The organism is Burkholderia sp. LK4 (assembly GCF_001043615.1).
Classification (GTDB): Bacteria; Pseudomonadota; Gammaproteobacteria; order Burkholderiales; family Burkholderiaceae; genus Burkholderia; species Burkholderia cepacia.
On record NZ_LDUL01000104.1, the window covers coordinates 1 to 20,006 of the forward strand.

General features: G+C 64.9%; 20 protein-coding genes and 1 pseudogene. 13 read left to right on the forward strand and 8 right to left on the reverse strand.

The genetic code is table 11. The features are described 5' to 3' along the window. A partial coding sequence (locus VK92_RS36130; RefSeq protein WP_048468230.1) for an acetate--CoA ligase occupies nt 1-1,424 on the reverse strand: 1,424 nt, incomplete at its 3' end. Between the two features lie 316 nt (nt 1,425-1,740). Between VK92_RS36130 and VK92_RS36135 the strand changes: the two genes are divergently transcribed. The 9 genes from VK92_RS36135 (at nt 1,741) to VK92_RS36175 (ending at nt 9,049) form a co-directional block, all read left to right on the forward strand. Continuing rightward, on the forward strand, nt 1,741-2,637 hold the full coding sequence (locus tag VK92_RS36135) for a DMT family transporter (protein ID WP_021163402.1): 897 nt from the start codon (nt 1,741-1,743) through the stop codon (nt 2,635-2,637). A gap of 113 nt (nt 2,638-2,750) precedes the next feature. Next, complete coding sequence (locus VK92_RS36140; RefSeq protein WP_042977899.1) at nt 2,751-3,374, forward strand: TIGR00645 family protein; 624 nt, start codon at nt 2,751-2,753, stop codon at nt 3,372-3,374. A gap of 34 nt (nt 3,375-3,408) precedes the next feature. After that, entirely contained in the window at nt 3,409-4,932 is a 1,524-nt protein-coding gene (locus VK92_RS36145; protein ID WP_006478316.1) for a fumarate hydratase, read from the forward strand. A gap of 194 nt (nt 4,933-5,126) precedes the next feature. Then, on the forward strand, nt 5,127-5,603 hold the full coding sequence (gene bfr / locus VK92_RS36150) for a bacterioferritin (protein ID WP_011352652.1): 477 nt from the start codon (nt 5,127-5,129) through the stop codon (nt 5,601-5,603). 39 nt (nt 5,604-5,642) lie between these two features. Further along, nucleotides 5,643-6,503 carry a glutamate racemase gene (gene murI / locus VK92_RS36155; protein ID WP_021163403.1) on the forward strand — a complete coding sequence of 287 codons (861 nt, stop codon included), beginning with the start codon at nt 5,643-5,645 and terminating at the stop codon, nt 6,501-6,503. A 150-nt stretch (nt 6,504-6,653) separates the two neighbouring features. Beyond that, a complete protein-coding gene (locus VK92_RS36160) occupies nt 6,654-6,890 on the forward strand; it encodes a (2Fe-2S)-binding protein (RefSeq protein WP_011352654.1) in 237 nt (78 codons plus the stop codon). 217 nt (nt 6,891-7,107) lie between these two features. Further along, on the forward strand, nt 7,108-7,839 hold the full coding sequence (locus tag VK92_RS36165) for an energy transducer TonB (protein WP_048026661.1): 732 nt from the start codon (nt 7,108-7,110) through the stop codon (nt 7,837-7,839). A gap of 36 nt (nt 7,840-7,875) precedes the next feature. Continuing rightward, nucleotides 7,876-8,607 (forward strand): MotA/TolQ/ExbB proton channel family protein, encoded by a 732-nt coding sequence (locus tag VK92_RS36170; RefSeq protein ID WP_021163406.1) that lies wholly within the window; start codon nt 7,876-7,878, stop codon nt 8,605-8,607. 13 nt (nt 8,608-8,620) lie between these two features. Beyond that, nucleotides 8,621-9,049 carry an ExbD/TolR family protein gene (locus VK92_RS36175; RefSeq protein WP_021163407.1) on the forward strand — a complete coding sequence of 143 codons (429 nt, stop codon included), beginning with the start codon at nt 8,621-8,623 and terminating at the stop codon, nt 9,047-9,049. A 412-nt stretch (nt 9,050-9,461) separates the two neighbouring features. Here VK92_RS36175 and VK92_RS36180 read toward each other — a convergent pair whose 3' ends face one another. Beyond that, the gene (locus tag VK92_RS36180; protein ID WP_021163408.1) at nt 9,462-10,436 is read right to left on the reverse strand and encodes a LysR family transcriptional regulator; all 975 of its coding nucleotides are present in this window, start codon (nt 10,434-10,436) and stop codon (nt 9,462-9,464) included. A gap of 122 nt (nt 10,437-10,558) precedes the next feature. On the opposite strand from VK92_RS36180, the gene VK92_RS36185 reads away from it, so the two are divergent. The 3 genes from VK92_RS36185 (at nt 10,559) to hemP (ending at nt 12,397) form a co-directional block, all read left to right on the forward strand. Next, a complete protein-coding gene (locus VK92_RS36185; RefSeq protein ID WP_042977906.1) occupies nt 10,559-11,431 on the forward strand; it encodes a pirin family protein in 873 nt (290 codons plus the stop codon). A 99-nt stretch (nt 11,432-11,530) separates the two neighbouring features. Next, nucleotides 11,531-12,013 carry an SRPBCC family protein gene (locus VK92_RS36190; protein WP_027786893.1) on the forward strand — a complete coding sequence of 161 codons (483 nt, stop codon included), beginning with the start codon at nt 11,531-11,533 and terminating at the stop codon, nt 12,011-12,013. Nucleotides 12,014-12,151: 138 nt separating this feature from the next. Beyond that, a complete protein-coding gene (gene hemP / locus VK92_RS36195) occupies nt 12,152-12,397 on the forward strand; it encodes a hemin uptake protein HemP (protein ID WP_048026659.1) in 246 nt (81 codons plus the stop codon). Between the two features lie 273 nt (nt 12,398-12,670). Here the strand turns inward: hemP and VK92_RS36200 are convergent, their stop codons facing one another. The 5 genes from VK92_RS36200 to uvrB form a co-directional block, all read right to left on the reverse strand. Continuing rightward, nucleotides 12,671-14,068, reverse strand: a complete 1,398-nt coding sequence (locus VK92_RS36200; protein WP_048026657.1) for a 4Fe-4S binding protein — start codon at nt 14,066-14,068, stop codon at nt 12,671-12,673. Next, nucleotides 14,065-14,907 carry an FTR1 family iron permease gene (locus VK92_RS36205; protein ID WP_021163415.1) on the reverse strand — a complete coding sequence of 281 codons (843 nt, stop codon included), beginning with the start codon at nt 14,905-14,907 and terminating at the stop codon, nt 14,065-14,067. Before VK92_RS36205 ends, VK92_RS36200 begins: the two co-directional genes overlap by 4 nt. A 58-nt stretch (nt 14,908-14,965) precedes the next feature. Continuing rightward, complete coding sequence (locus tag VK92_RS36210) at nt 14,966-15,298, reverse strand: cupredoxin domain-containing protein (RefSeq protein WP_021163416.1); 333 nt, start codon at nt 15,296-15,298, stop codon at nt 14,966-14,968. Nucleotides 15,299-15,353: 55 nt separating this feature from the next. Beyond that, nucleotides 15,354-15,905 carry an iron transporter gene (locus VK92_RS36215; RefSeq protein ID WP_021163417.1) on the reverse strand — a complete coding sequence of 184 codons (552 nt, stop codon included), beginning with the start codon at nt 15,903-15,905 and terminating at the stop codon, nt 15,354-15,356. Between the two features lie 220 nt (nt 15,906-16,125). Further along, nucleotides 16,126-18,216 (reverse strand): excinuclease ABC subunit UvrB, encoded by a 2,091-nt coding sequence (gene uvrB, locus VK92_RS36220; RefSeq protein WP_048026655.1) that lies wholly within the window; start codon nt 18,214-18,216, stop codon nt 16,126-16,128. Between the two features lie 263 nt (nt 18,217-18,479). Here uvrB and VK92_RS36225 point away from each other — a divergent pair, with 263 nt between their 5' ends. Next, the gene (locus VK92_RS36225; RefSeq protein WP_048026653.1) at nt 18,480-19,679 is read left to right on the forward strand and encodes an amino acid aminotransferase; all 1,200 of its coding nucleotides are present in this window, start codon (nt 18,480-18,482) and stop codon (nt 19,677-19,679) included. 152 nt (nt 19,680-19,831) lie between these two features. Here VK92_RS36225 and VK92_RS36230 read toward each other — a convergent pair. After that, nucleotides 19,832-20,006, reverse strand: a pseudogene (locus tag VK92_RS36230) (3-hydroxybutyrate dehydrogenase); the annotation flags it as partial.

Here is a 20,006-nt window from a genome sequence, read left to right on the forward strand (position 1 = left end):
ACGAGAATGCCGCCTTGCCCGTTCGGCACGTCCTGGCCGGTTTCGTCGACCACCGCGGCCATGATGCCCGGCAGCGGCAGCGTGCACGAACCGGGCACGGTCGGCGTCGCGCCCGGCAGCGGCGTGATCATGTGGCCGCCCGTCTCGGTCTGCCACCACGTATCGACGATCGGGCAGCGCTCTTGGCCGACGTGCTTGTGATACCACATCCACGCTTCCGGATTGATCGGCTCGCCGACCGTGCCGATGATGCGCAGGCTCGACAGGTCGTAGCTCTTCGGATGCACCTTGTCGTCGGCCTCGGCGGCCTTGATCAGCGAACGGATCGCGGTCGGCGCGGTGTAGAACACGCTGACCTTGTGGTCGCCGATCATCTTCCAGAAGCGGCCGGCGTCCGGCCAGGTCGGCACGCCCTCGAACACGACCTGCGTGCCGCCGCAGGCGAGCGGGCCGTACGTGATGTACGTATGGCCGGTGACCCAGCCGATGTCGGCCGTGCACCAGAACACGTCGGTGGGCTTCCAGTCGAAGGTCCACTTCATCGTCTGCGCGGCCCACAGCAGGTAGCCGCCGGTGCTGTGCTGCACGCCCTTCGGCTTGCCGGTCGAGCCCGACGTATACAGGATGAACAGCGGATGCTCGGCGCTCACCCATTCCGGCTCGCACGTGTCGGACTCGCCGGCCGTCAGTTCGTGCATCCACAGGTCGCGGTCGGCGTGCCAGTCGATCTTGCCGCCGGTGCGGCGATAGACGATCACGCTCTTCACCGCTTCGCAGCCGCCCAGCGCGAGCGCCTCGTCGGCGATGCTCTTGAGCGGCAGCGTCTTGCCGCCGCGCGCCTGCTCGTCGGCCGTGATCAGTGCCGTCGCGCCGACGTCGACGAGCCGCTCGTTCAGCGACTTCGCGGAGAAGCCGCCGAACACGACCGAGTGCGTCGCGCCGATGCGCGCGCAGGCCTGCATCGCGACGATGCCTTCGATCGACATCGGGATATAGATGACGACGCGGTCGCCCTTGCCGATGCCGCGCTTCTTCAGCGCATTCGCGAAACGCGACACGCGGGCGAGGAGATCCGCATAGGTGACGCGCGTGACGGTGCCGTCGTCGGCTTCGAAGATCACCGCGACGCGCTCGCCGTTGCCGGCTTCGACGTGACGGTCGAGGCAGTTGTACGACGCGTTCAGCTCGCCGTCGTCGAACCACTTGTAGAACGGCGCGTTGGACTCGTCGAGCACTTTGGTGAACGGCTTGTGCCACGCGAGCCCCTCGCGCGCGAGGCGCGCCCAGAAGCCTTCGTAATCGCGCTCGGCCTCGGCGACGAGCGCCCGATAGGCCGGCATGCCGGAAATGGTCGCCGCCTGCTCGAGCGCCGCGGGCGGCGCAAACTGGCGGGTTTCGTGAAGAACCGATTCAATCGCAGACATCGACAACCCCTTGGTGAACATGAATCCTCTGCATGGCGGCGCGATCGTGCGCGCCGCGCGTCTTGGCCGGCGCATGTGCGCCGCTGTCTCCTACCCACCACCCGCGCACGGCCCGAAGGCCGCTGCGCGATGCTGCGCCGCACCACGTCGCACGATGGCGACCGGGCGACCCGACAGTGTCCACAATAAGCGCTCCAACTTACCCGTCACTTACGCGGCACGGCCGTTTCACCCGCCGGGCGGCGCCGCTTGCAGCTTTACGCTGTAACGAGCGCGACCCTACAATCCTAACTGAACTCGCCTTCCGGATTCCAGCTTGAATCGCTATGCTTTCTTTCTCGTTCTGTCGATGCTGTTCGTCGGCAGCAATGTCGGTATCGGCAAATCGATCGTCGCCTTCGTTCCCGTCGCCATCCTCGCCACACTGCGCTTCGTGATTGCGATCGCCGTGCTGTGGCCGCTATTCAGCCCGGTGAAGATGCGCACCGTCAAGCGCGGCGAATGGCTGAACCTGTTCCTGCAGGCGTTCTTCGGCACCTTCATGTTCACGCTGCTGATGCTGAACGGCGTGCAGCGCACGAGCGCGGTCGCGGCCGGCGTGATCACCAGCACCATCCCGGCGATCGTCGCGCTGTTCGCGTGGCTGATCCTGCGTGAAAAACCGAACGGCCGTGCGCTCGTGTCGATCGCGCTCGCGATCGCCGGCGTCGTGACGATCAACCTCGCGAACGGCAGCGCCGCCGGGCACGGCGCATCGTCGTCGCTCACCGGCAACCTGCTGATCCTCGGCGCGGTGTGCTGCGAATCGATCTACGTGATCCTGTCGCGCCGCCTCACGCAGACGCTCGCGCCGATCGACATCTGCGCGTACACGCACCTGTTCGGCTTGTGCCTGATGCTGCCGCTCGGCGCGACGGCCATGTGGCATTTCGATTACGCGAGCGTGCCGGCCGGCACCTGGGCGCTCGTCGTCTGGTACGGCCTGTCGGCCAGCATCTTCTCGTTCTGGCTGTGGATGAAGGGCATCCGGCACGTGCCGGGCAGCCTCGCCGGCGTGTTCAGCGCGGTGCTGCCGGTCGCCGCGGCCGCGTATGGCATCGTGTTCCTCGGCGAGCGCCCGACCCTCGCCCACGGCATCGCGCTCGCGTGCGTCGTCACAGGCATCGTGCTCGCGAGCCTGCGCGTGAAACGCGTGCCCGCCGCCGCGTCCTGATCCGTCCCTGGCCGTGCCGGCGCGTCACTGCAGCCGCGCCGGCCGACGCGTTACAATAGCGCGCCTTTTCAAGATTACCCCCGATACCTGCGCACCGCGCCCGAGTCTCCACCATGTCCGCCCCGCATTCGCCCGGCCGCCCCGCGCGTCGCCCGCTTCGCCCGCTTCCCGCGCTGATTTTCATGAGCCGCTGGCTCCAGGTTCCGCTTTATCTCGGCCTGATCGTCGCGCAGGCCGTCTATGTGTTCCTGTTCCTGAAGGAAGTCTGGCACCTGCTGTCGCATGCGACCAGCCTCGACGAAATCAGCGTGATGCTCGCGGTGCTCGGCCTGATCGACGTGGTGATGATCTCGAACCTGCTGATCATGGTGATCGTCGGCGGTTACGAAACGTTCGTGTCGCGCCTCGGCATCGAGGGCCACCCCGACGAGCCCGAATGGCTCGACCACGTGAACGCGGGCGTGCTGAAGGTCAAGCTGTCGATGGCGCTGATCAGCATTTCGTCGATCCACCTGCTGAAGACGTTCATCAACCCCGACCAGCACACGATGCACGCGATCATGTGGCAGGTGATCATCCACGTGTCGTTCCTGGTGTCGGCGCTCGTGATGGCGTGGGTCGACCGCCTGACGACGCACACGCACCCGGCCCATTTCCACGAGACGCACGCCCACGACGGGCACGCGCCTGCAGCGAACGAGCCCCGCAAGCCGGCCGAAGCGGCCGCCAACGCATAAACGCATTCCCCACTGTCCCCACAGAGTCTCAGCCATGACCGTCATCAAACAGGAAGACCTGATCCAGAGCATCGCGGATTCGCTGCAGTACATCAGCTACTACCACCCGCTCGACTACATCCAGGCCCTCGGCCGCGCGTACGAACTGGAAGAAAGCCCGGCCGCGAAGGATGCGATCGCGCAGATCCTCACGAACAGCCGCATGTGCGCGGAAGGCAAGCGTCCGATCTGCCAGGACACCGGCATCGTCACGATCTTCGTGAAGGTCGGCATGGACGTGCGCTGGGACGGCGCGACGATGGGCCTCACCGACATGATCAACGAAGGCGTGCGCCGCGGTTACACGCACCCGGACAACGTGCTGCGCGCGTCGATCGTCAATCCGCCGGAAGGCGCCCGCAAGAACACGAAGGACAACACGCCGGCCGTGATCCACTACGAGATCGTGCCGGGCGACAAGGTCGACGTGCAGGTCGCGGCGAAGGGCGGCGGCTCGGAGAACAAGTCGAAGTTCGTGATGCTGAACCCGTCCGACTCGATCGTCGACTGGGTGCTGAAGACGGTCCCGACGATGGGCGCGGGCTGGTGCCCGCCCGGCATGCTCGGGATCGGCATCGGCGGCACCGCCGAGAAGGCGATGCTGATGGCGAAGGAATCGCTGATGGAGCCGATCGACATCCAGGAAATCATTGCGCGCGGCCCGAAGGACTGGGTCGAGGAACTGCGCGTCGAGCTGCACGAGAAGGTCAACGCGCTCGGCATCGGCGCACAGGGCCTCGGCGGCCTGGCCACCGTGCTCGACGTGAAGATCATGGCGGCACCGACGCACGCGGCATCGAAGCCGGTCGCGCTGATCCCGAACTGCGCGGCCACGCGCCACGCGCACTTCGTGCTCGACGGCTCGGGCCCGGCCAAGCTTGAAGCACCGTCGCTCGACGCATGGCCGAAGGTCCAGTGGGAACCGAACACGGAAACCAGCAAGCGCGTCGACCTGAACACGCTGACGCCGGAAGAAGTCGCCAGCTGGACGCCGGGCCAGACGCTGCTGCTGTCGGGCAAGATGCTCACCGGCCGCGACGCTGCGCACAAGCGCATCGCCGACATGCTCGCGAAGGGCGAGAAGCTGCCGGTCGACTTCACCAACCGCGTGATCTACTACGTCGGCCCGGTCGATCCGGTGCGCGACGAAGTGGTCGGCCCGGCAGGCCCGACGACGGCCACGCGCATGGACAAGTTCACCGAGACGATGCTCGCGCAAACCGGCCTGATCTCGATGGTCGGCAAGGCCGAGCGCGGCCCGGTCGCGATCGACGCGATCAAGAAGCACAAGGCGGCCTACCTGATGGCCGTCGGCGGCGCCGCATACCTCGTGTCGAAGGCGATCCGCGGCGCGAAGGTGCTCGCATTCGAAGACCTCGGCATGGAAGCGATCTACGAGTTCGACGTGCAGGACATGCCGGTGACGGTCGCCGTCGATTCGTCGGGCACGTCGGTGCACCAGACCGGCCCGAAGGAGTGGCAGGCGAAGATCGGCAAGATCCCGGTCGCGACTGCATAAGCGCGATCGAATGCAAGGCCGGACGCGAGTCCGGCCTTTTTGCTTCTCGTTCTCATTATTGTGTGCGGCCGGTTATTCGAGGCTGATTCTCATTACATGCAAAAGGCAGGCCCGGCAAGGCTTTGAGGCTTGGCTTTTCTCGTACGAGCGATTATCTTTCGGTTTCTGAAGCCCCACTGAACAAGGAACAAGCCATGCAAGGCGACAAGAAAGTCATCGAATATCTGAACGCCCAGTTGAAGAATGAACTCACGGCGATCAACCAGTACTTCCTGCATGCGCGCATGTACAAGCACTGGGGCCTCGAGAAACTGGGCAAGCACGAGTACGACGAGTCGATCGGCGAAATGAAGCACGCCGACTGGCTGATCGAGCGCGTATTCATGCTCGACGGCCTGCCGAACCTGCAGGACCTGCACAAGCTGCTCGTCGGCGAGGAAACCGAAGAGATCCTGAAGTGCGACCTGAAGCTCGAGCAGATCTCGCAGTCCACCTGCAAGGAAGCGATCGCCTATTGCGAATCGGTTCGTGACTACGTGTCGCGCGAGATCTTCGAAAAGATCCTCGACGACACCGAGGAACACATCGACTGGCTGGAAACGCAGATCGACCTGATCGGCAAGGTCGGCCTGCAGAACTACCAGCAAACGATGATGGGTTCGCCGGAGTAAGCGCGCTCCGCCCTTCCCGCCATCGCCACCCGCCCTTTCATGTCGACACCTTCCGTTATCGCCGCGACGTCCACGACCGTTGCCCCCATCGGCATCTTCGATTCAGGGCTGGGTGGCCTGTCGGTACTGCGCGCCGCGCGCGCGCAGCTGCCCGACGAATCGTTCATCTACGTCGCCGATTCGCACCACGCACCTTATGGTCCGCGCGACGAGGCGTTCATTACGGAACGCACGCTGGCAATCGGCGAGTGGCTGGCCCGCGAAGGGGCGAAGGCGCTCGTCATCGCCTGCAACACCGCAACCGCACGCGCGATCGCCGCGATCCGCGAACACCTGCCGATGCCGCTCGTCGGCGTCGAGCCGGGCATCAAGCCGGCCGTCGCCGTGTCCGCGAGCGGCGTCGCGGGCGTCCTCGCCACGCAGTCGACGCTGAACAGCCCGCGCTTCCAGGCGCTGCTCGACCGCTACGGCGCCGGCCGCCGCTTCATCTGCCAGCCCGGCCACGGGCTCGTCGAGGCCATCGAGCGCGGCGACACGAATTCGCCCGCCTTGCGCGCGTTGCTCGACAGCTATCTGCAGCCGATGCTCGACGACGGCGCCGATACGCTGGTACTCGGCTGCACGCATTACCCGTTCTTCACGGAAACGATTCGTGACCTTGTGGGCGACCGCCTGACGATCGTCGACACGAGCGACGCAATCGCGCGCCAGCTCGCCCGGATTCTCGACGAGCGCAACCTGCGAGCACCGGCCGGCACGCGCGCCGCGCCGCCCCGCTTCTGCTCGACCAGCGACGGCCGCCAGTTGCAGGTACTCGCGTCGACGCTGCTCGGCCTCGCCGCACCGGTCGAATCCGTCACCATTTCCTCGCCGAACGCGCGCGCCTGCGCGACCGCCTGACACGAGCCGGCACGCCCGCTTCCGCGTGCCGCTCCACCGCCCCCATCGCTTCAAGGGTCTGATGACCTAAAAAAAGCCCGGCCCGCGCTTGTCAACGTCCGCAAAATTAATGATAATAATTCGCATTAACGTTAGCTATCGCAACTCACCATGATCGTCTGCGTGTGCAAGTCTGTTTCCGATCGCAAGATTCGCGCGTCCCTCGCAGAGGGCGTGAACTCTTTCGATGAACTCCAGTTCGAGCTCGGCGTGGCCACGTGCTGCGGCAAGTGCGAGGAGTCCGTACGCGACCTCATGGCCGAACAAGGCGTCTGCGCGAGCCAGTGCGGTGTCGAGCACCACGCTCATCCGATCCCGGTCACGTTCTACGAACGCAAGGCGGCCTGACCGGCGCCGGGTGTATACATGCGGCCCAGGCCGCATTTTTGTTTTGACCGTCAGCAAGCCACCGTCTACGCGAGCCAGCGGCTTACCTGCCAAGGAGCCTGTCATGGAATTGCTGATCGGATTTGTGACCACCGTTTGCATCTCGCTGCTGATCTTCCGCAAGTGATGCCGATTCACCCGCCGCGCCCCGGGTGCGACATCGTTCTTTCAAGCTAACATGCAGGCTTCGCATTCCACTCCCGCCGGCATCTTGCCGGCCGCACCACGTATGAATCCCCGAGTGATCGTCGTCGCGGTCGGTGTGCTTGCCGCACATGCGATCATGCTGACGGCCGCCTGGCTCCATCGCAACGCGCCGCCGCCGGCGAAGGAGATCGAGGTTCAGTCGATCACCGCACAGCTCATTCCGCCCGCGCCCCCTGCCCAGCCGGTCGCGGTCCAGTCGGCCGCGCAGCAGCCCACGCCGCCCAAGCCCGCGCCGCGCGTGAAGCCGAAGGTCGAGCCGAAGCCGGTACAGAAAGCCGTCCCGACGCCTCAGCCGGTCGCGCAGGCACCGTCGCCGACGCCCGCGCCGGCAGCGGTCGATCCGACACCGGCTCCCGCCGCGCCGGCGCCTGCCGCTCCGGCTGCAGCCCCCGGCCCGGCCCGCGAGACGATGCAGGTCAGCGCGCCGAAGAACGTCACGGCGCTCAGCTGCAATTTCGTGAAGCCCGCCTATCCGACGATGTCGAAGCGTCGCGGCGAAACGGGCACGGCTTATGTTCACTTCGTCATCGGCGTGACGGGCAAGATCGAAAGCGTCCAGCTGCAGAAGAGCAGCGGCTACCCGCGTCTCGACGAAGCCGCGCTCGAGGCGACGCGCGCCAGCACCTGTCCGCCGTATATCGAGAACGGCCAGGCGATCCGCGCCGCCCATACGCTGCCCTTCAACTTCACGCTCGACGACTAACCCGTCATATTCGGTAGATTCAAAGGAAACAAGAAAATGCAAAGCTACGGTATCGCGCACGTCTGGGCGCAAGGTGATTTCGTCACGCGCGCCATCGCGATCACGCTGCTCGTGATGTCGATCCTGTCGTGGATCGTGATCGTCATCAAGGGCTGGAACGTGATCCGCCTGAACCGCCTGACGAAGAACGCCGAACAGGCGTTCTGGCATTCGGACAACTTCGACGACGGCATCAAGAAGCTCGGGCTCGCCGCCTCGACGCCGAACGACAATCCGTTCCTCGCGCTCGCGCTGTCGGGCAAGGAAGCCGCCGATCACCACCATCAGACGCAACCGCACCTGCACGACCGCATGGACGTGTCGGACTGGGTCACGCGCTGCCTGAAGGACACGATGGACGAAGGCATCTCGCGCATGCAAAGCGGCCTCGCGATCCTCGCGTCGGTCGGCAGCACGGCGCCGTTCGTCGGCCTGTTCGGTACGGTCTGGGGGATCTACCACGCACTGCTCGCGATCGGCGCATCCGGCCAGACGTCGATCGACCAGGTCGCGGGCCCGGTCGGCGAATCGCTGATCATGACCGCATTCGGCCTGTTCGTCGCGATCCCGGCCGTGCTCGGCTACAACGCACTCACCCGTGCGAACAAGGGCGTGGTCAGCAAGCTGCGTCGCTTCGCGCACGGCCTGCACGCGTATTTCGTGACGGGCGCGAGCCTTGCATCGTCGTCGACGCGCGACGGCCTGCGTCTCGCGACGCGCGCCAACTGAGACGGGGTGAACCATGGCAATGAACACCGGTTTCAGCGACGATGACGACGATGCCGTGATGAGCGAGATCAACATGACGCCGCTCGTCGACGTCATGCTCGTACTCCTGATCATTTTCCTCGTGACGATCCCGGCGATGCAGCACGCGGTGAAGATCGACCTGCCGCATGCCAGCAGCCAGCCTGTCGACGAAAAACCGCAGACGGTCGACGTCGCGATCCAGGGCGACGGCACGATCCTGTGGGACGACCATACGGTCACGCGCGAACAATTGCAGGAACGCATCGCGGAAGCGGCAAAACGCACGCCGCAGCCGGAGTTGCACCTGCGTGCGGACCGCAAGGTTGCCTACGAACACGTCGCCGAAGTGATGTCGGATGCGCAGGCCGGCGGCTTGACGAAGCTCGGCTTCGTGACCGAGCCGACCGCAAAAGCGAAGTAACGCACGCGCAATCAGGCGCTCGCCGGCGGCGCACAATCGGCCACACCTCGCCGGCCGCGCCTCGCCGGCCGCACCTGGCCGGCCGCGCACAAAGTAAAAGGCCTTCATCGCCAGATGAAGGCCTTTTTTCATGCGCACGCGGGCGCCTTCGGGCGGCGGGCTCTTTGGCGGTATCGGTTACGCCTCGAGCAACGCAAATGCGACTCTGCCGTGGTCTGCACGGACTGCGCGTTCTGCCCTATCTGGCTCACAATATATGCGGCCACCTGATTTCGCTCAGAACTTCCTTCACGAAATGGGATTTCAATATAGGCTCGCACGCACGCGCATTCAAGGTTCCGGCGATTGAAACTTGCGATTGCAGGCGACGCTTCAATGACAAAACAAATTTGCGTCGCCGTGCACGTCGTGTTCAGGTCGCCGAAACATCGGCCGCCGCTTCCTTCTTCGCACGCTCCGGACACCCCGGTTCCTTGTAGGCACCGTGATCGAGCTTCTCGACCAGATAGTCGACAAACGCACGCACAGCGGGCGGCATCCCCTGCCGCGACACGAACACCGCGTACAGTTGCGGCACGGGCAGCGTCCAGCCCGGCATCACCGGCGACAGTTGCCCCGCGCGCAGCGCGTTGCCGTACATCATCTCCGGCAGCGCCGCGATGCCGAGGCCATCGAGCACGGCTTCGCGGATCGTCATCAGGTCGGCCGTCACCAGCCGCGGGTCGTGTTCGTGCACGTGACGCGTACCGTCCGGCGCGATCAGGTTGAACACGTGCCGCCCGTCGACGCTCGGCGTATCGAGCGTTTCGAATCCGCTCAGGTCGTCCGGTACCAGCGGCGGCGCATTCTGGCTCAGCAGGCTCGGCGCGCCGACCAGCATCTGCTCGGTGCGCCACAGCGGCCGCACGACGATATTCGCGTTCTGCGGCGGCTCCGAGCGCACACGCAGCGCGACGTCGATCGAATCCTCGAACAGGTCGATCACGCGATTCGTCACGCGGACGTGCACCTTCACCTCGGGATAACGGCGCAGGAATTCGGGCAGGATGCGCGACAGCATCGTCTGCGACAGCGTCACGGGCACACTGACTCGCACCGAGCCGCGCGGCGATGCACGCAACTGCTGGACCGCGTTCATCGCAGCCTGCGCTTCGGCCAGCATCGCCTGGCAGTGCTGGTAGAACAGCTCCCCCGCCTCGGTCAGCGCGAGCTTGCGTGTGGAGCGCTGCAACAGGCGCACGCCGAGCGCCGCCTCGAGTTCGGTCAGGCGCCGCGACAGGCGCGATTTCGAGATGCCCAGCACGCGCTCCGCCGCCGAGAAACCGCCATGTTCGACGACCTGCGAAAAGTACATGAGGTCGTTCAGGTTGTGTGCATCGATATTCATCTCATCGTTCCAATTTCAGAACAATCCATTGCGAACCGTCGCGAATCGAACGGTAAAACGCCCAATATAATAGCTCTATGTTTCAAAAATAACGCTATTCCGATGATTTCGAGGGTATCCGCATGACGACCGCTCGCTCGCTTGACCGCACGTACCCCGCCCTTCGCACGACCGAAGGCGGCGGCTTCGTGGTTCACCGCCCGTTCCCGACCCGGCTGCTGATGGATTTCGATCCGTTCCTGCTGCTCGACGAAATGGGCCCCGTCGACTACGCGCCCGGCGAAGCCAAGGGCGCCCCCGACCATCCGCATCGCGGCTTCGAGACCGTGACCTACGCACTCGACGGGCGCTTCCGTCATCGCGACTCGTCCGGCCATGCCGGCACACTCGGCCCGGGCGACGTGCAATGGATGACGGCGGGCGCCGGCGTCGTGCACAGCGAGATGCCGGATCCTGAATTCGCGCAGGCAGGCGGCCGCTCCCACGGCTTCCAGCTGTGGGTCAACCTGCCGCGGCGCGACAAGCTGATCGCGCCGCGCTACCAGGAGATCCCGGCCGATCGCATCCCGAGCGCCACGTCGCCGGACGGTCTCGCGCGCGTGCGCGTGATCGCCGGCGAAGCGTTCGGCGTCCGGGCGGCGATCGAGACACGCACGCCGATCCTCTACCAGCATTACACGCTGCAGCCCGGTGCAACGGTCACGCAGCCCGTCCCGGCAGGCTATCGTGTATTCGCCTATCCGATCGACGGAACGGGCCTCTACGGGCCCGACAGGCAGGCAGTCGACGCAAGGCACATGGTCGTGTATGGCGACGACGGCGACACGGTCACGTTCGCTGCCGGCGACACGCCGCTCGACCTGCTGCTGATTGGCGGCGTACCGCTCAACGAGCCGATCGTCCGCTACGGCCCGTTCGTGATGAATACCGAGGAAGAGATCCGGCAGGCTGTCGTCGACTACCAGACGGGGCGCATGGGCCGTATCGAGGCATGAGGCATGGACGCACGGGCAGGTGCCGCGAAACTGCCCGTTTTGCGTCACAATGACTTCTTGAGCCATGTGGCCGCCCGCCACCAGAAGGAACCCGTCCCCTTGAACTTCGAACATCTGATCCAGATCAACTCCGACGATCCGGCCGTGCCCACCCTCACCCGCGACCAGCTCTGGGAAGGTCTCGTGCTGCGCGCCGAACAACCGCAACTGTTCGTGCTCGGTCTCGACAGCTGCGTCGTCCATGAACGGACGGAGACGACGCTCGAGCGTGAACTGCACTACGGTCATGCGACCGTGCGCGACCACGTCACGTTCACGCCGAATCAGCAGGTCCGCTACGACATCCGCGCCGCCGACGGCGAGATCGGCGGCTCGCTGACGATGACGATCGAGGAACGCGACGACCACGAGCTGTTCCTGCGTTTCGAATACCGCACGACGCTGGTCGTCACCGACGACAGCGAAGACGCGCGCCAGACGCACGGGATCGTCAAGGAGGCATACCGCACGTCGGATATCGACACGGTTCGCCTGATCCGCGAGTACGCGCAGGGCCGCAAGGATCCCGATCCGCTGCACTGAACCCGGCGGCGGCCTGCGGGCCGCCCCTTTGATTCAAGCTATCAGATTCCTATTTCCGATCGATAAAGAGTTTTTGTAAATGGGAATAGTTATCATTTAGAATTCATTCCATCGTATCGACAGTCACCGATCAACCGAATGACCGACACCATGCGCCCGACCACGCTGACCTTGCGCCGCCCGAGCGGCACCGCAGGCAGCAGCCGCCAGAAGACGGCAGCGGTCACCACGCCGGCGAAGCCCGCCGGCAACCGCGATGCAGGCACGCGGGTCGTCAGCAGCGATGCGCTGCTGCAAGGCCAAAGCCACGTCAGCATCGCGCATAACGGAGAGACCTATCAGTTGCGCGCCACACGGCTCGGCAAACTGATCCTGACGAAGTAACGACAGAGTATTGTGGGGACCACCTCCCTGAGAGGTGTTGGGCATTAGCCAGCGTAACGGCTTGCACGCGAGATCTAGACCCCTTCGTGCAAACACACTCAAGCAGCCGTTGCAGCAAGCCAAGCCACTTTTTTTGGTTCTCGCACAAGGAAGAAAAAAGCGACACGTCCTTCGACGTGTCGCTTTTTTATTTGGGCGGCCAATGCGCGAAGCAGGTTCCCGAGATTCGTTACCGCGTGAGTGCATGACCGCCGAAGCGGCGCACGAGCCGCTTCAGAAACCCCAGAACATCAGCCACCATGCGCTGTCGATGACGGCAAGCGCGACCGCGAACCACGCGAATGCCGCAAGCCGGCGCGGCAAGGCCGCATAACGCCCCGTCACTTTCCACGCGAGCCACGCACTCCATGCGTTGGCGCCGACCAGGATCGCGATGCGTACATCGGTTGCCCAACCGAGCGGCACATGCTCGGCACGAAGCAGCGACAGCGTCGTGGCCGACAGGCCAAGAAACACGCCCGCGCCCGCGATCGGGATCAATGCCTGCGCGAGATGATGCAGCCGCACGCGCTCGAAGCGGCCGAGCATCAGCGTGGCGCCGGCCAGCAGCACCAGCAGCGCCGTGCCGTACACGAGCCCCGTGCTGACGATGTAGCTGACGACCAGCCCGCCGTCGAGCCAGGAGAAGACGTCGTTGCGATCCGGATAATGCGTGAGCAGGAACCACGGTGCATTGGTTTCGAGCGGCCACGTGATGTCATGGTCGATCAGCCAGCCCGCGAGCCATTGCTTGATCTGCACGAACCACGGGCTGACGGTCCAGTGGAACGCACCGATCGCAACGCCGAGCAGGCCGTACAGGATCAGCGCGGTGTCCCACGGGTTCGCCTTTTGCGCGCCGAGGTTCACGACTTCGTCGGACGGCGAGCGCAACGACAGCGAGATCGCATCCCGGTGCCCGCTGCAGCGGCCGCACATATGGCAGTCCGCCGCGCCCTGCATGTTGCGCAACGGCACGAGCGGTGCGCAGTTGATCGGAATCACGCGATGGCCATGCTCGCCGTTCTTGTACGAACGGCGCCATGCCTCCTCGTCGACCTTGTAGCGCATCGGCGCAAGCCGCGCGAGCAGCCCGAACACGCCGTTGACCGGGCACAGGTACTTGCACCACACGCGCTTCTCGCGGCCGTACAGCACGCCGATCACGATCGCGCCGACGGTCGAGCCGCCGAGCACGAACAGCACCGCGAGCGGGTACTGGTACACGCTCACCATCTGCCCGTAGATCGTCGTGAGCCCGAACGCGACGAACGGCCAGCCACCCCACCGGATCCAGCGCGGAATCGGGCCGCCCCGGCCGAACTTGCTCGCGAATTCGGTGAGCGCGCCCTCCGGACACAGCACGCCGCACCAGACACGGCCGAGCATCACCATCGACAGCAGCACGAACGGCCACCAGATGCCCCAGAACGTGAATTGCGCGATCAGCGTGAGGTTGCTCCACAGGTGCGCGGAGTCGTCCGGCAGCGGCAACACCGCCGGCACGATGATCAGGAATGCATAGACGGCGACGACGGCCCACTGGATGCCGCGGATCAGCGCGCCGTGGCGCTGCATCCACTGGCCCGCCTGCGCGAGCCAGCCCGGCTTGGCTGCGGCGGCAACGCTCATGCCGCGCGACCCGCAGCGACGGCCGGACGACGGCTCGCACGCTTCATCAGCAGCCAGACCACCGCCCAGTACACCGCGTACGCAACCAGGTTGGTCAGTGCCGGGTGCGCGCGATAACCGGTCAGCGTCGCGACGAGCGAGCCGAACGTGCCCGAATCATCGAGGATCGCGGACGTGTCCCACACCTGCGAAATGCCGAGCGGCAGGATTTCCTTGTCGATCAGCTTGTCGACGCCGGTCTGGAACAGGCCTGCGCCGAGGAACAGCAGCATCACTTCGGTGACGCGGAAGAAATGCCGCCACGAGAAGTACTTGCCGCCGAGCTGCAGCAGATAGAACGTGAAGAACGCAAGGCCGAGGCCGATCACGACCGCGAGCATCTGGCTGCCGTCGACGTGGCCCGACTGGCCGAAACCGAGACCGTACAGGAAGATCACCGTCTCGCTGCCCTCGCGCGCGATCGCGAGCGCGACCAGCACCGCGACGCCCCACCAGTTCGAATCGCGCGTGCTCTGCTGAAGCGATTGCTCCATGTCGCGCTTCAGCGTGCGGCCGTGCCGGCGCATCCACAGCACCATCTGCACGATCAGCACGCATGCGATCAGCACCATCGCGGTCTGGAAGTAGTCCTGCGCGTCGCCGGACAGCACTTCGGTGAAACCGACCAGCGCGGCGCCGAGGCCCACGGCCATCAGCAAGCCGACACCGACGCCGGCCCACAGGAAAGGCAGGCCGCGGCGCGCGTCGTCGTCGCCGTTTTTCAGCCATGCATAGAGAATGCCGACGACGAGCAGCGCTTCGACGCTCTCCCGCCAGACGATGAACAAGATCTGACCCATCGATACCTCCTGACGCGCAGAACACCGGGTTGGTGAGCCCGCGCGCAGATAAAACGTGTTACTTCGCGACGATCACGCCCTGCGCCTGCTGGTGGAAATCGTCGAAAAACTTGTATTCGCCCGGCGACAGCGGCGCGACGACCACGAACGAATCGGCACCCGGCGCAAGCACCTTCTCCTTGCGCAGCTGCACGCTCTCGAATTCGGCTGCGCCCTTGCCGGTGTTCTTGATCTCGATCTTGAAACGCTGGCCGGCCGGCACTTCGATGCGGGCGGGAGTCAGCTTGCCGTCCGCCATTTCGAGCTTGAACGTCGGCAGGTCGGCAGCGTACGCTGCGCCGGCAAGCCACAACGCAGCGGCTGCGGCAACGATTTTCTGGGGAATTTTCATTCTGGATTCTCTACGCCGACGGCGTGCCGAAGCGCGCCGTCCGTGATGCCACCGATCAGTAACCGCCCTTCTTGCCGATACCGGCGAACGGGAAGTCGTATTCGAGGGTAATGGGCTTGAACCATGCGCCCACGCCCGTTTCCTTGTCGATGTGACGACCGAACGCCATGTGGCCCGTCTGCATCGGCGGCTTGACGACCATCGTCAGGTGATACTTGCCCGGGCCGTTCAGCTTCACGTTGTCGCCGTAGTGCGGACCATCGCTCGCGACCATGCCCATCAGGTCGCCTTCGGCCTTCCACTTCGTGTCGCCCTGCTTCGTCAGCTTGTACGTGACCTGCAGGTACGGCATCCAGTCGCCTTCCGCGAAACCCGTCGGGTTGTTCTTGACCGCATGGATGTCGGCCTCGAGGTGGATGTCGGAATCCGACGCCTTGCGCATCATCCCTTCCGGGTCCATCGTGATCGGCTGCAGGTACACCGCGCCGATTTCCATGCCGCCCTGGATCTGCTGCTTGCCGATCGGATATTCGGCAGCCGAGGCCGACATCGCGGCAAGCGCCGCCGCTACCGCAACCGTCGTGCGGATGAACGAAGAACCCAACATGGACACTCCTTGTTATTTGATCTGGAACCATGCGGACCGACCGCCAGGCCTGCCCGCCGAAAACACTAACGCGACGAATAACGTTAATGCGAACAATTCTCAATAATTGCGAAGTTTAGCACCGAACCTGTTCCGGAACAAACGACGAGCCGTGTAAACCCCTGATCCGACAAGGCTTACAGGCTCGTTACCGCAAGGTTTCTGTGACGCTTGGAAAGATTTACCGGCCGCCGTTGACGTGATCGCCGACGTTCGCGCCGAACACGCGCTCACGCAGCAGCGCAAGCTGGTCGCGGGTCGCGGCAGCCTTCTCGAACTCGAGGTTCTTCGCGTAGTCGGCCATCTGCTTCTCGAGCCGCTTGATTTCCTTCGCGAGCTGCTTTTCCGACATGTCCTCGAATTTCGCACGCTGCTGCGCTTCCTTCAGCTCGGCGCGTGCCTCGTCCGCGTTGTAGACGCCGTCGATGATGTCCTTGATGCGCTTCACGACACCGCGCGGCGTGATGCCCATCTGCTCGTTGTAGGCAATCTGCTTCGCGCGGCGCCGCTCGGTCTCGCCGATCGCGCGCTTCATCGACTCGGTCATGTTGTCCGCGTAGAGGATCGCCTTGCCGTTCACGTTCCGCGCGGCCCGGCCGATCGTCTGGATCAGCGAGCGCTCCGCGCGCAGGAAGCCTTCCTTGTCCGCGTCGAGGATCGCGACCAGCGACACCTCTGGAATGTCGAGCCCTTCGCGCAGCAGGTTGATCCCGACCAGCACGTCGAACGTGCCGAGCCGCAGGTCACGGATGATTTCGACACGCTCGACCGTGTCGATGTCGCTGTGCAGGTAACGCACCTTGACCCCGTGGTCGGCCAGGAACTCGGTGAGCTGTTCGGCCATGCGCTTCGTCAGCACGGTGATCAGCACGCGCTCCTCGGCTTTCACGCGCGCGTTGATCTCGGCGAGCACGTCGTCGACCTGCGAGCTCGCCGGCCGCACTTCGATTTCCGGATCGACGAGCCCCGTCGGCCGCACGACCTGTTCGGCGATCTGCCCGGTCACGCGCTTCTCGTAGTCGGCCGGCGTGGCCGACACGAACACGACCTGGCGCATCTTGCGCTCGAACTCGGGGAACTTGAGCGGCCGGTTGTCCAGCGCCGACGGCAGCCGGAAGCCGTAGTTGACGAGGTTTTCCTTGCGTGCGCGGTCGCCGTTGTACATGCCGTTCAGCTGGCCGATCAGCACGTGCGATTCGTCGAGCAGCATCAGCGCGTCGGGCGGCAGGTAGTCGACGAGCGTCGGCGGCGGATCGCCGGGCTCCGCCCCCGAGAAATGCCGCGAGTAGTTCTCGATGCCCTTGCAGAAGCCGAGCTCCTGCAGCATCTCGAGATCGAAACGCGTGCGCTGCTCGAGGCGCTGCGCCTCGACGAGCTTGCCGTCGCTGTGAAAGAACTCGAGCCGCTCGCGCAGTTCGTCCTTGATCGTCTCGACCGCGCGCATCACGGTATCGCGCGGCGTCACGTAGTGCGACGACGGATACACGGTGAAGCGCGGGATCTTCTGCCGCACGCGGCCGGTCAGCGGGTCGAACAGCTGCAGCGTCTCGACCTCGTCGTCGAACAGCTCGACGCGCACGGCCAGCTCGGCGTGCTCGGCCGGGAAGATGTCGATCGTGTCGCCGCGCACGCGGAACGTGCCGCGCTGGAAATCCTGCTCGTTGCGCGTGTACTGCATCGCGATCAGCCGCGCGATCACGTCGCGCTGGCCGAGCTTGTCGCCGGCGCGCAGCGTCAGGATCATCTGGTGGTATTCGGACGGATTGCCGATACCGTAGATCGCCGACACCGTCGCGACGATCACGACGTCGCGGCGCTCCATCAGGCTCTTCGTCGCCGACAGCCGCATCTGCTCGATGTGCTCGTTGATCGACGAGTCCTTCTCGATGAACAGGTCGCGCTGCGGCACGTAGGCTTCAGGCTGGTAATAGTCGTAGTAAGAGACGAAATACTCGACCGCGTTGCGCGGGAAGAACTCCCGGAACTCCGAATAGAGCTGCGCGGCAAGCGTCTTGTTCGGTGCGAACACGATCGCCGGGCGGCCGAGCCGCGCGATCGTGTTCGCCATCGTGAAGGTCTTGCCGGAGCCCGTCACGCCGAGCAGCGTCTGGAACGACAGGCCGTCCTCGACCCCTTCGACGAGCGTGTCGATCGCGGTCGGCTGGTCGCCTGCGGGCGGATACGGTTGGTACAGCTGGAACGGCGACCCTTCGAAGGTCACGAATTTCGATTCGTCGAGCGCGTCGCCGGTTTCGGCATGATGTTCGGACATGGAATGCGGCCGGAGCGAGGGCAAAAGAGTCATTCTAGCGCTTCGCGGCCGGGCGAACTGCTGTCGGCTCCTGACGCGCGACGGCCGCCGGAAATCGCGGTTCCCGGCCGAATTTCGCCGCCGAAACGCCGCCCCCGCCAGCGCGAATTCGCTACAATGTCAGGCTGCTGCGCTTTCCGGCGTCGTGCCTGCCTGCGCGCGGTCCCCCGCGCCCGCCCCGCCCGTTGAAAGCCTGACCCTCTTTTCACTACTGCCGAATCATCATGTCGCTCTTCTCTGCTGTCCAGCTTGCTCCCCGCGACCCGATCCTGGGCCTGAACGAAGCCTTCAACGCCGATGCGCGTCCGACCAAGGTCAACCTCGGCGTCGGTGTGTACACGAACGAAGAAGGCAAGATCCCGCTGCTGCGCGCGGTTCGCGAAGCAGAGAAGGTGCGCGTTGAAGCGGGCCTGCCGCGCGGCTACCTGCCGATCGACGGCATCGCCGCCTACGATGCGGCCGTGCAGAAGCTGTTGCTCGGCAACGATTCGCCGCTGATCGCGGCGGGCCGCGTGGTCACGGCCCAGGCACTGGGCGGCACGGGCGCGCTGAAGATCGGCGCCGATTTCCTGCGCACCGTGAACCCGAACGCGAAGGTCGCGATCAGCGATCCGAGCTGGGAAAACCACCGCGCGCTGTTCGAAGCAGCCGGCTTCGAAGTCGTTGCGTACCCGTATTACGACGCTGCCACCAACGGCGTGAACTTCGAAGGCATGCTGTCGGCGCTGAACGGCTACGAAGCCGGCACGGTCGTCGTGCTGCACGCATGCTGCCACAACCCGACCGGCGTGGACCTGACCGAAGCGCAATGGCAACAGGTCGTCGACGTCGTGAAGGCACGCAACCTCGTGCCGTTCCTCGACATGGCCTACCAGGGCTTCGGCGAGAGCATCGAGGCCGACGCTGCCGCCGTGCGCCTGTTTGCCGCGGCCGACCTGAACGCATTCGTGTCGTCGTCGTTCTCGAAGTCGTTCTCGCTGTACGGCGAACGCGTCGGCGCCCTGTCGATCATCACGTCGAGCAAGGAAGAAGCGACGCGCGTGCTGTCGCAACTGAAGCGCGTGATCCGCACGAACTACTCGAACCCGCCGACCCATGGCGGCGCCGTGGTCGCAGCGGTGCTCGCATCGCCGGAACTGCACGCTTCGTGGGTGCAGGAACTCGGTGAAATGCGCGACCGCATCCGCGCGATGCGCAACGGTCTCGTCGAGCGCCTGAAGGCAAGCGGCGTCGATCGCGACTTCAGTTTCATCAACGCGCAGCGCGGGATGTTCTCGTATTCGGGCCTGACCTCGGCGCAAGTCGATCGCCTGCGCGACGAGTTCGGCATCTACGCGGTCGGCACGGGCCGGATCTGCGTCGCCGCGCTGAACACGCGCAACCTCGACGCGGTTGCCAATGCCGTTGCAGCTGTCCTGAAGTAAGTCGGCGCCCACGGACGACAGCCATCGCCGGCCCGTCCTGCCGAAACGAAAAACGCGCTCCCCGGAGCGCGTTTTTTTTGTGCGATTCGCCGGACTGGCCGGGGAGTCGTCGCCCGAGCAGCCCGTGTCGCGTCCACCCGTGCCGGAAGCCTTTACTGCATGAACCAGCCGTGGCTGACGACGACCGACTGGCCCGTGAGCGCGGCGCTCGGGAACGCCGACAGGAACAGCACCGTCTGCGCGACGTCCTGCACCGTCGTGAACACGCCGTCGACCGTATTGCCGAGCATCACCTTCTTCACCACTTCCTCTTCGCTGATCCCGAGC

Coding starts and splice junctions, on each gene's coding strand:
- VK92_RS36140 (WP_042977899.1), top strand. CDS start 2,751: ATGTCCGCCCCGCATTCGCCCGGCCGCCCCGCGCGTCGCCCGCTTCGC.
- VK92_RS36145 (WP_006478316.1), top strand. CDS start 3,409: ATGACCGTCATCAAACAGGAAGACCTGATCCAGAGCATCGCGGATTCG.
- bfr (WP_011352652.1), top strand. CDS start 5,127: ATGCAAGGCGACAAGAAAGTCATCGAATATCTGAACGCCCAGTTGAAG.
- murI (WP_021163403.1), top strand. CDS start 5,643: ATGTCGACACCTTCCGTTATCGCCGCGACGTCCACGACCGTTGCCCCC.
- VK92_RS36160 (WP_011352654.1), top strand. CDS start 6,654: ATGATCGTCTGCGTGTGCAAGTCTGTTTCCGATCGCAAGATTCGCGCG.
- VK92_RS36165 (WP_048026661.1), top strand. CDS start 7,108: ATGCAGGCTTCGCATTCCACTCCCGCCGGCATCTTGCCGGCCGCACCA.
- VK92_RS36170 (WP_021163406.1), top strand. CDS start 7,876: ATGCAAAGCTACGGTATCGCGCACGTCTGGGCGCAAGGTGATTTCGTC.
- VK92_RS36175 (WP_021163407.1), top strand. CDS start 8,621: ATGGCAATGAACACCGGTTTCAGCGACGATGACGACGATGCCGTGATG.
- VK92_RS36180 (WP_021163408.1), bottom strand. CDS start 10,436: ATGAATATCGATGCACACAACCTGAACGACCTCATGTACTTTTCGCAG.
- VK92_RS36185 (WP_042977906.1), top strand. CDS start 10,559: ATGACGACCGCTCGCTCGCTTGACCGCACGTACCCCGCCCTTCGCACG.
- hemP (WP_048026659.1), top strand. CDS start 12,152: ATGACCGACACCATGCGCCCGACCACGCTGACCTTGCGCCGCCCGAGC.
- VK92_RS36200 (WP_048026657.1), bottom strand. CDS start 14,068: ATGAGCGTTGCCGCCGCAGCCAAGCCGGGCTGGCTCGCGCAGGCGGGC.
- VK92_RS36205 (WP_021163415.1), bottom strand. CDS start 14,907: ATGGGTCAGATCTTGTTCATCGTCTGGCGGGAGAGCGTCGAAGCGCTG.
- VK92_RS36210 (WP_021163416.1), bottom strand. CDS start 15,298: ATGAAAATTCCCCAGAAAATCGTTGCCGCAGCCGCTGCGTTGTGGCTT.
- VK92_RS36215 (WP_021163417.1), bottom strand. CDS start 15,905: ATGTTGGGTTCTTCGTTCATCCGCACGACGGTTGCGGTAGCGGCGGCG.
- uvrB (WP_048026655.1), bottom strand. CDS start 18,216: ATGTCCGAACATCATGCCGAAACCGGCGACGCGCTCGACGAATCGAAA.
- VK92_RS36225 (WP_048026653.1), top strand. CDS start 18,480: ATGTCGCTCTTCTCTGCTGTCCAGCTTGCTCCCCGCGACCCGATCCTG.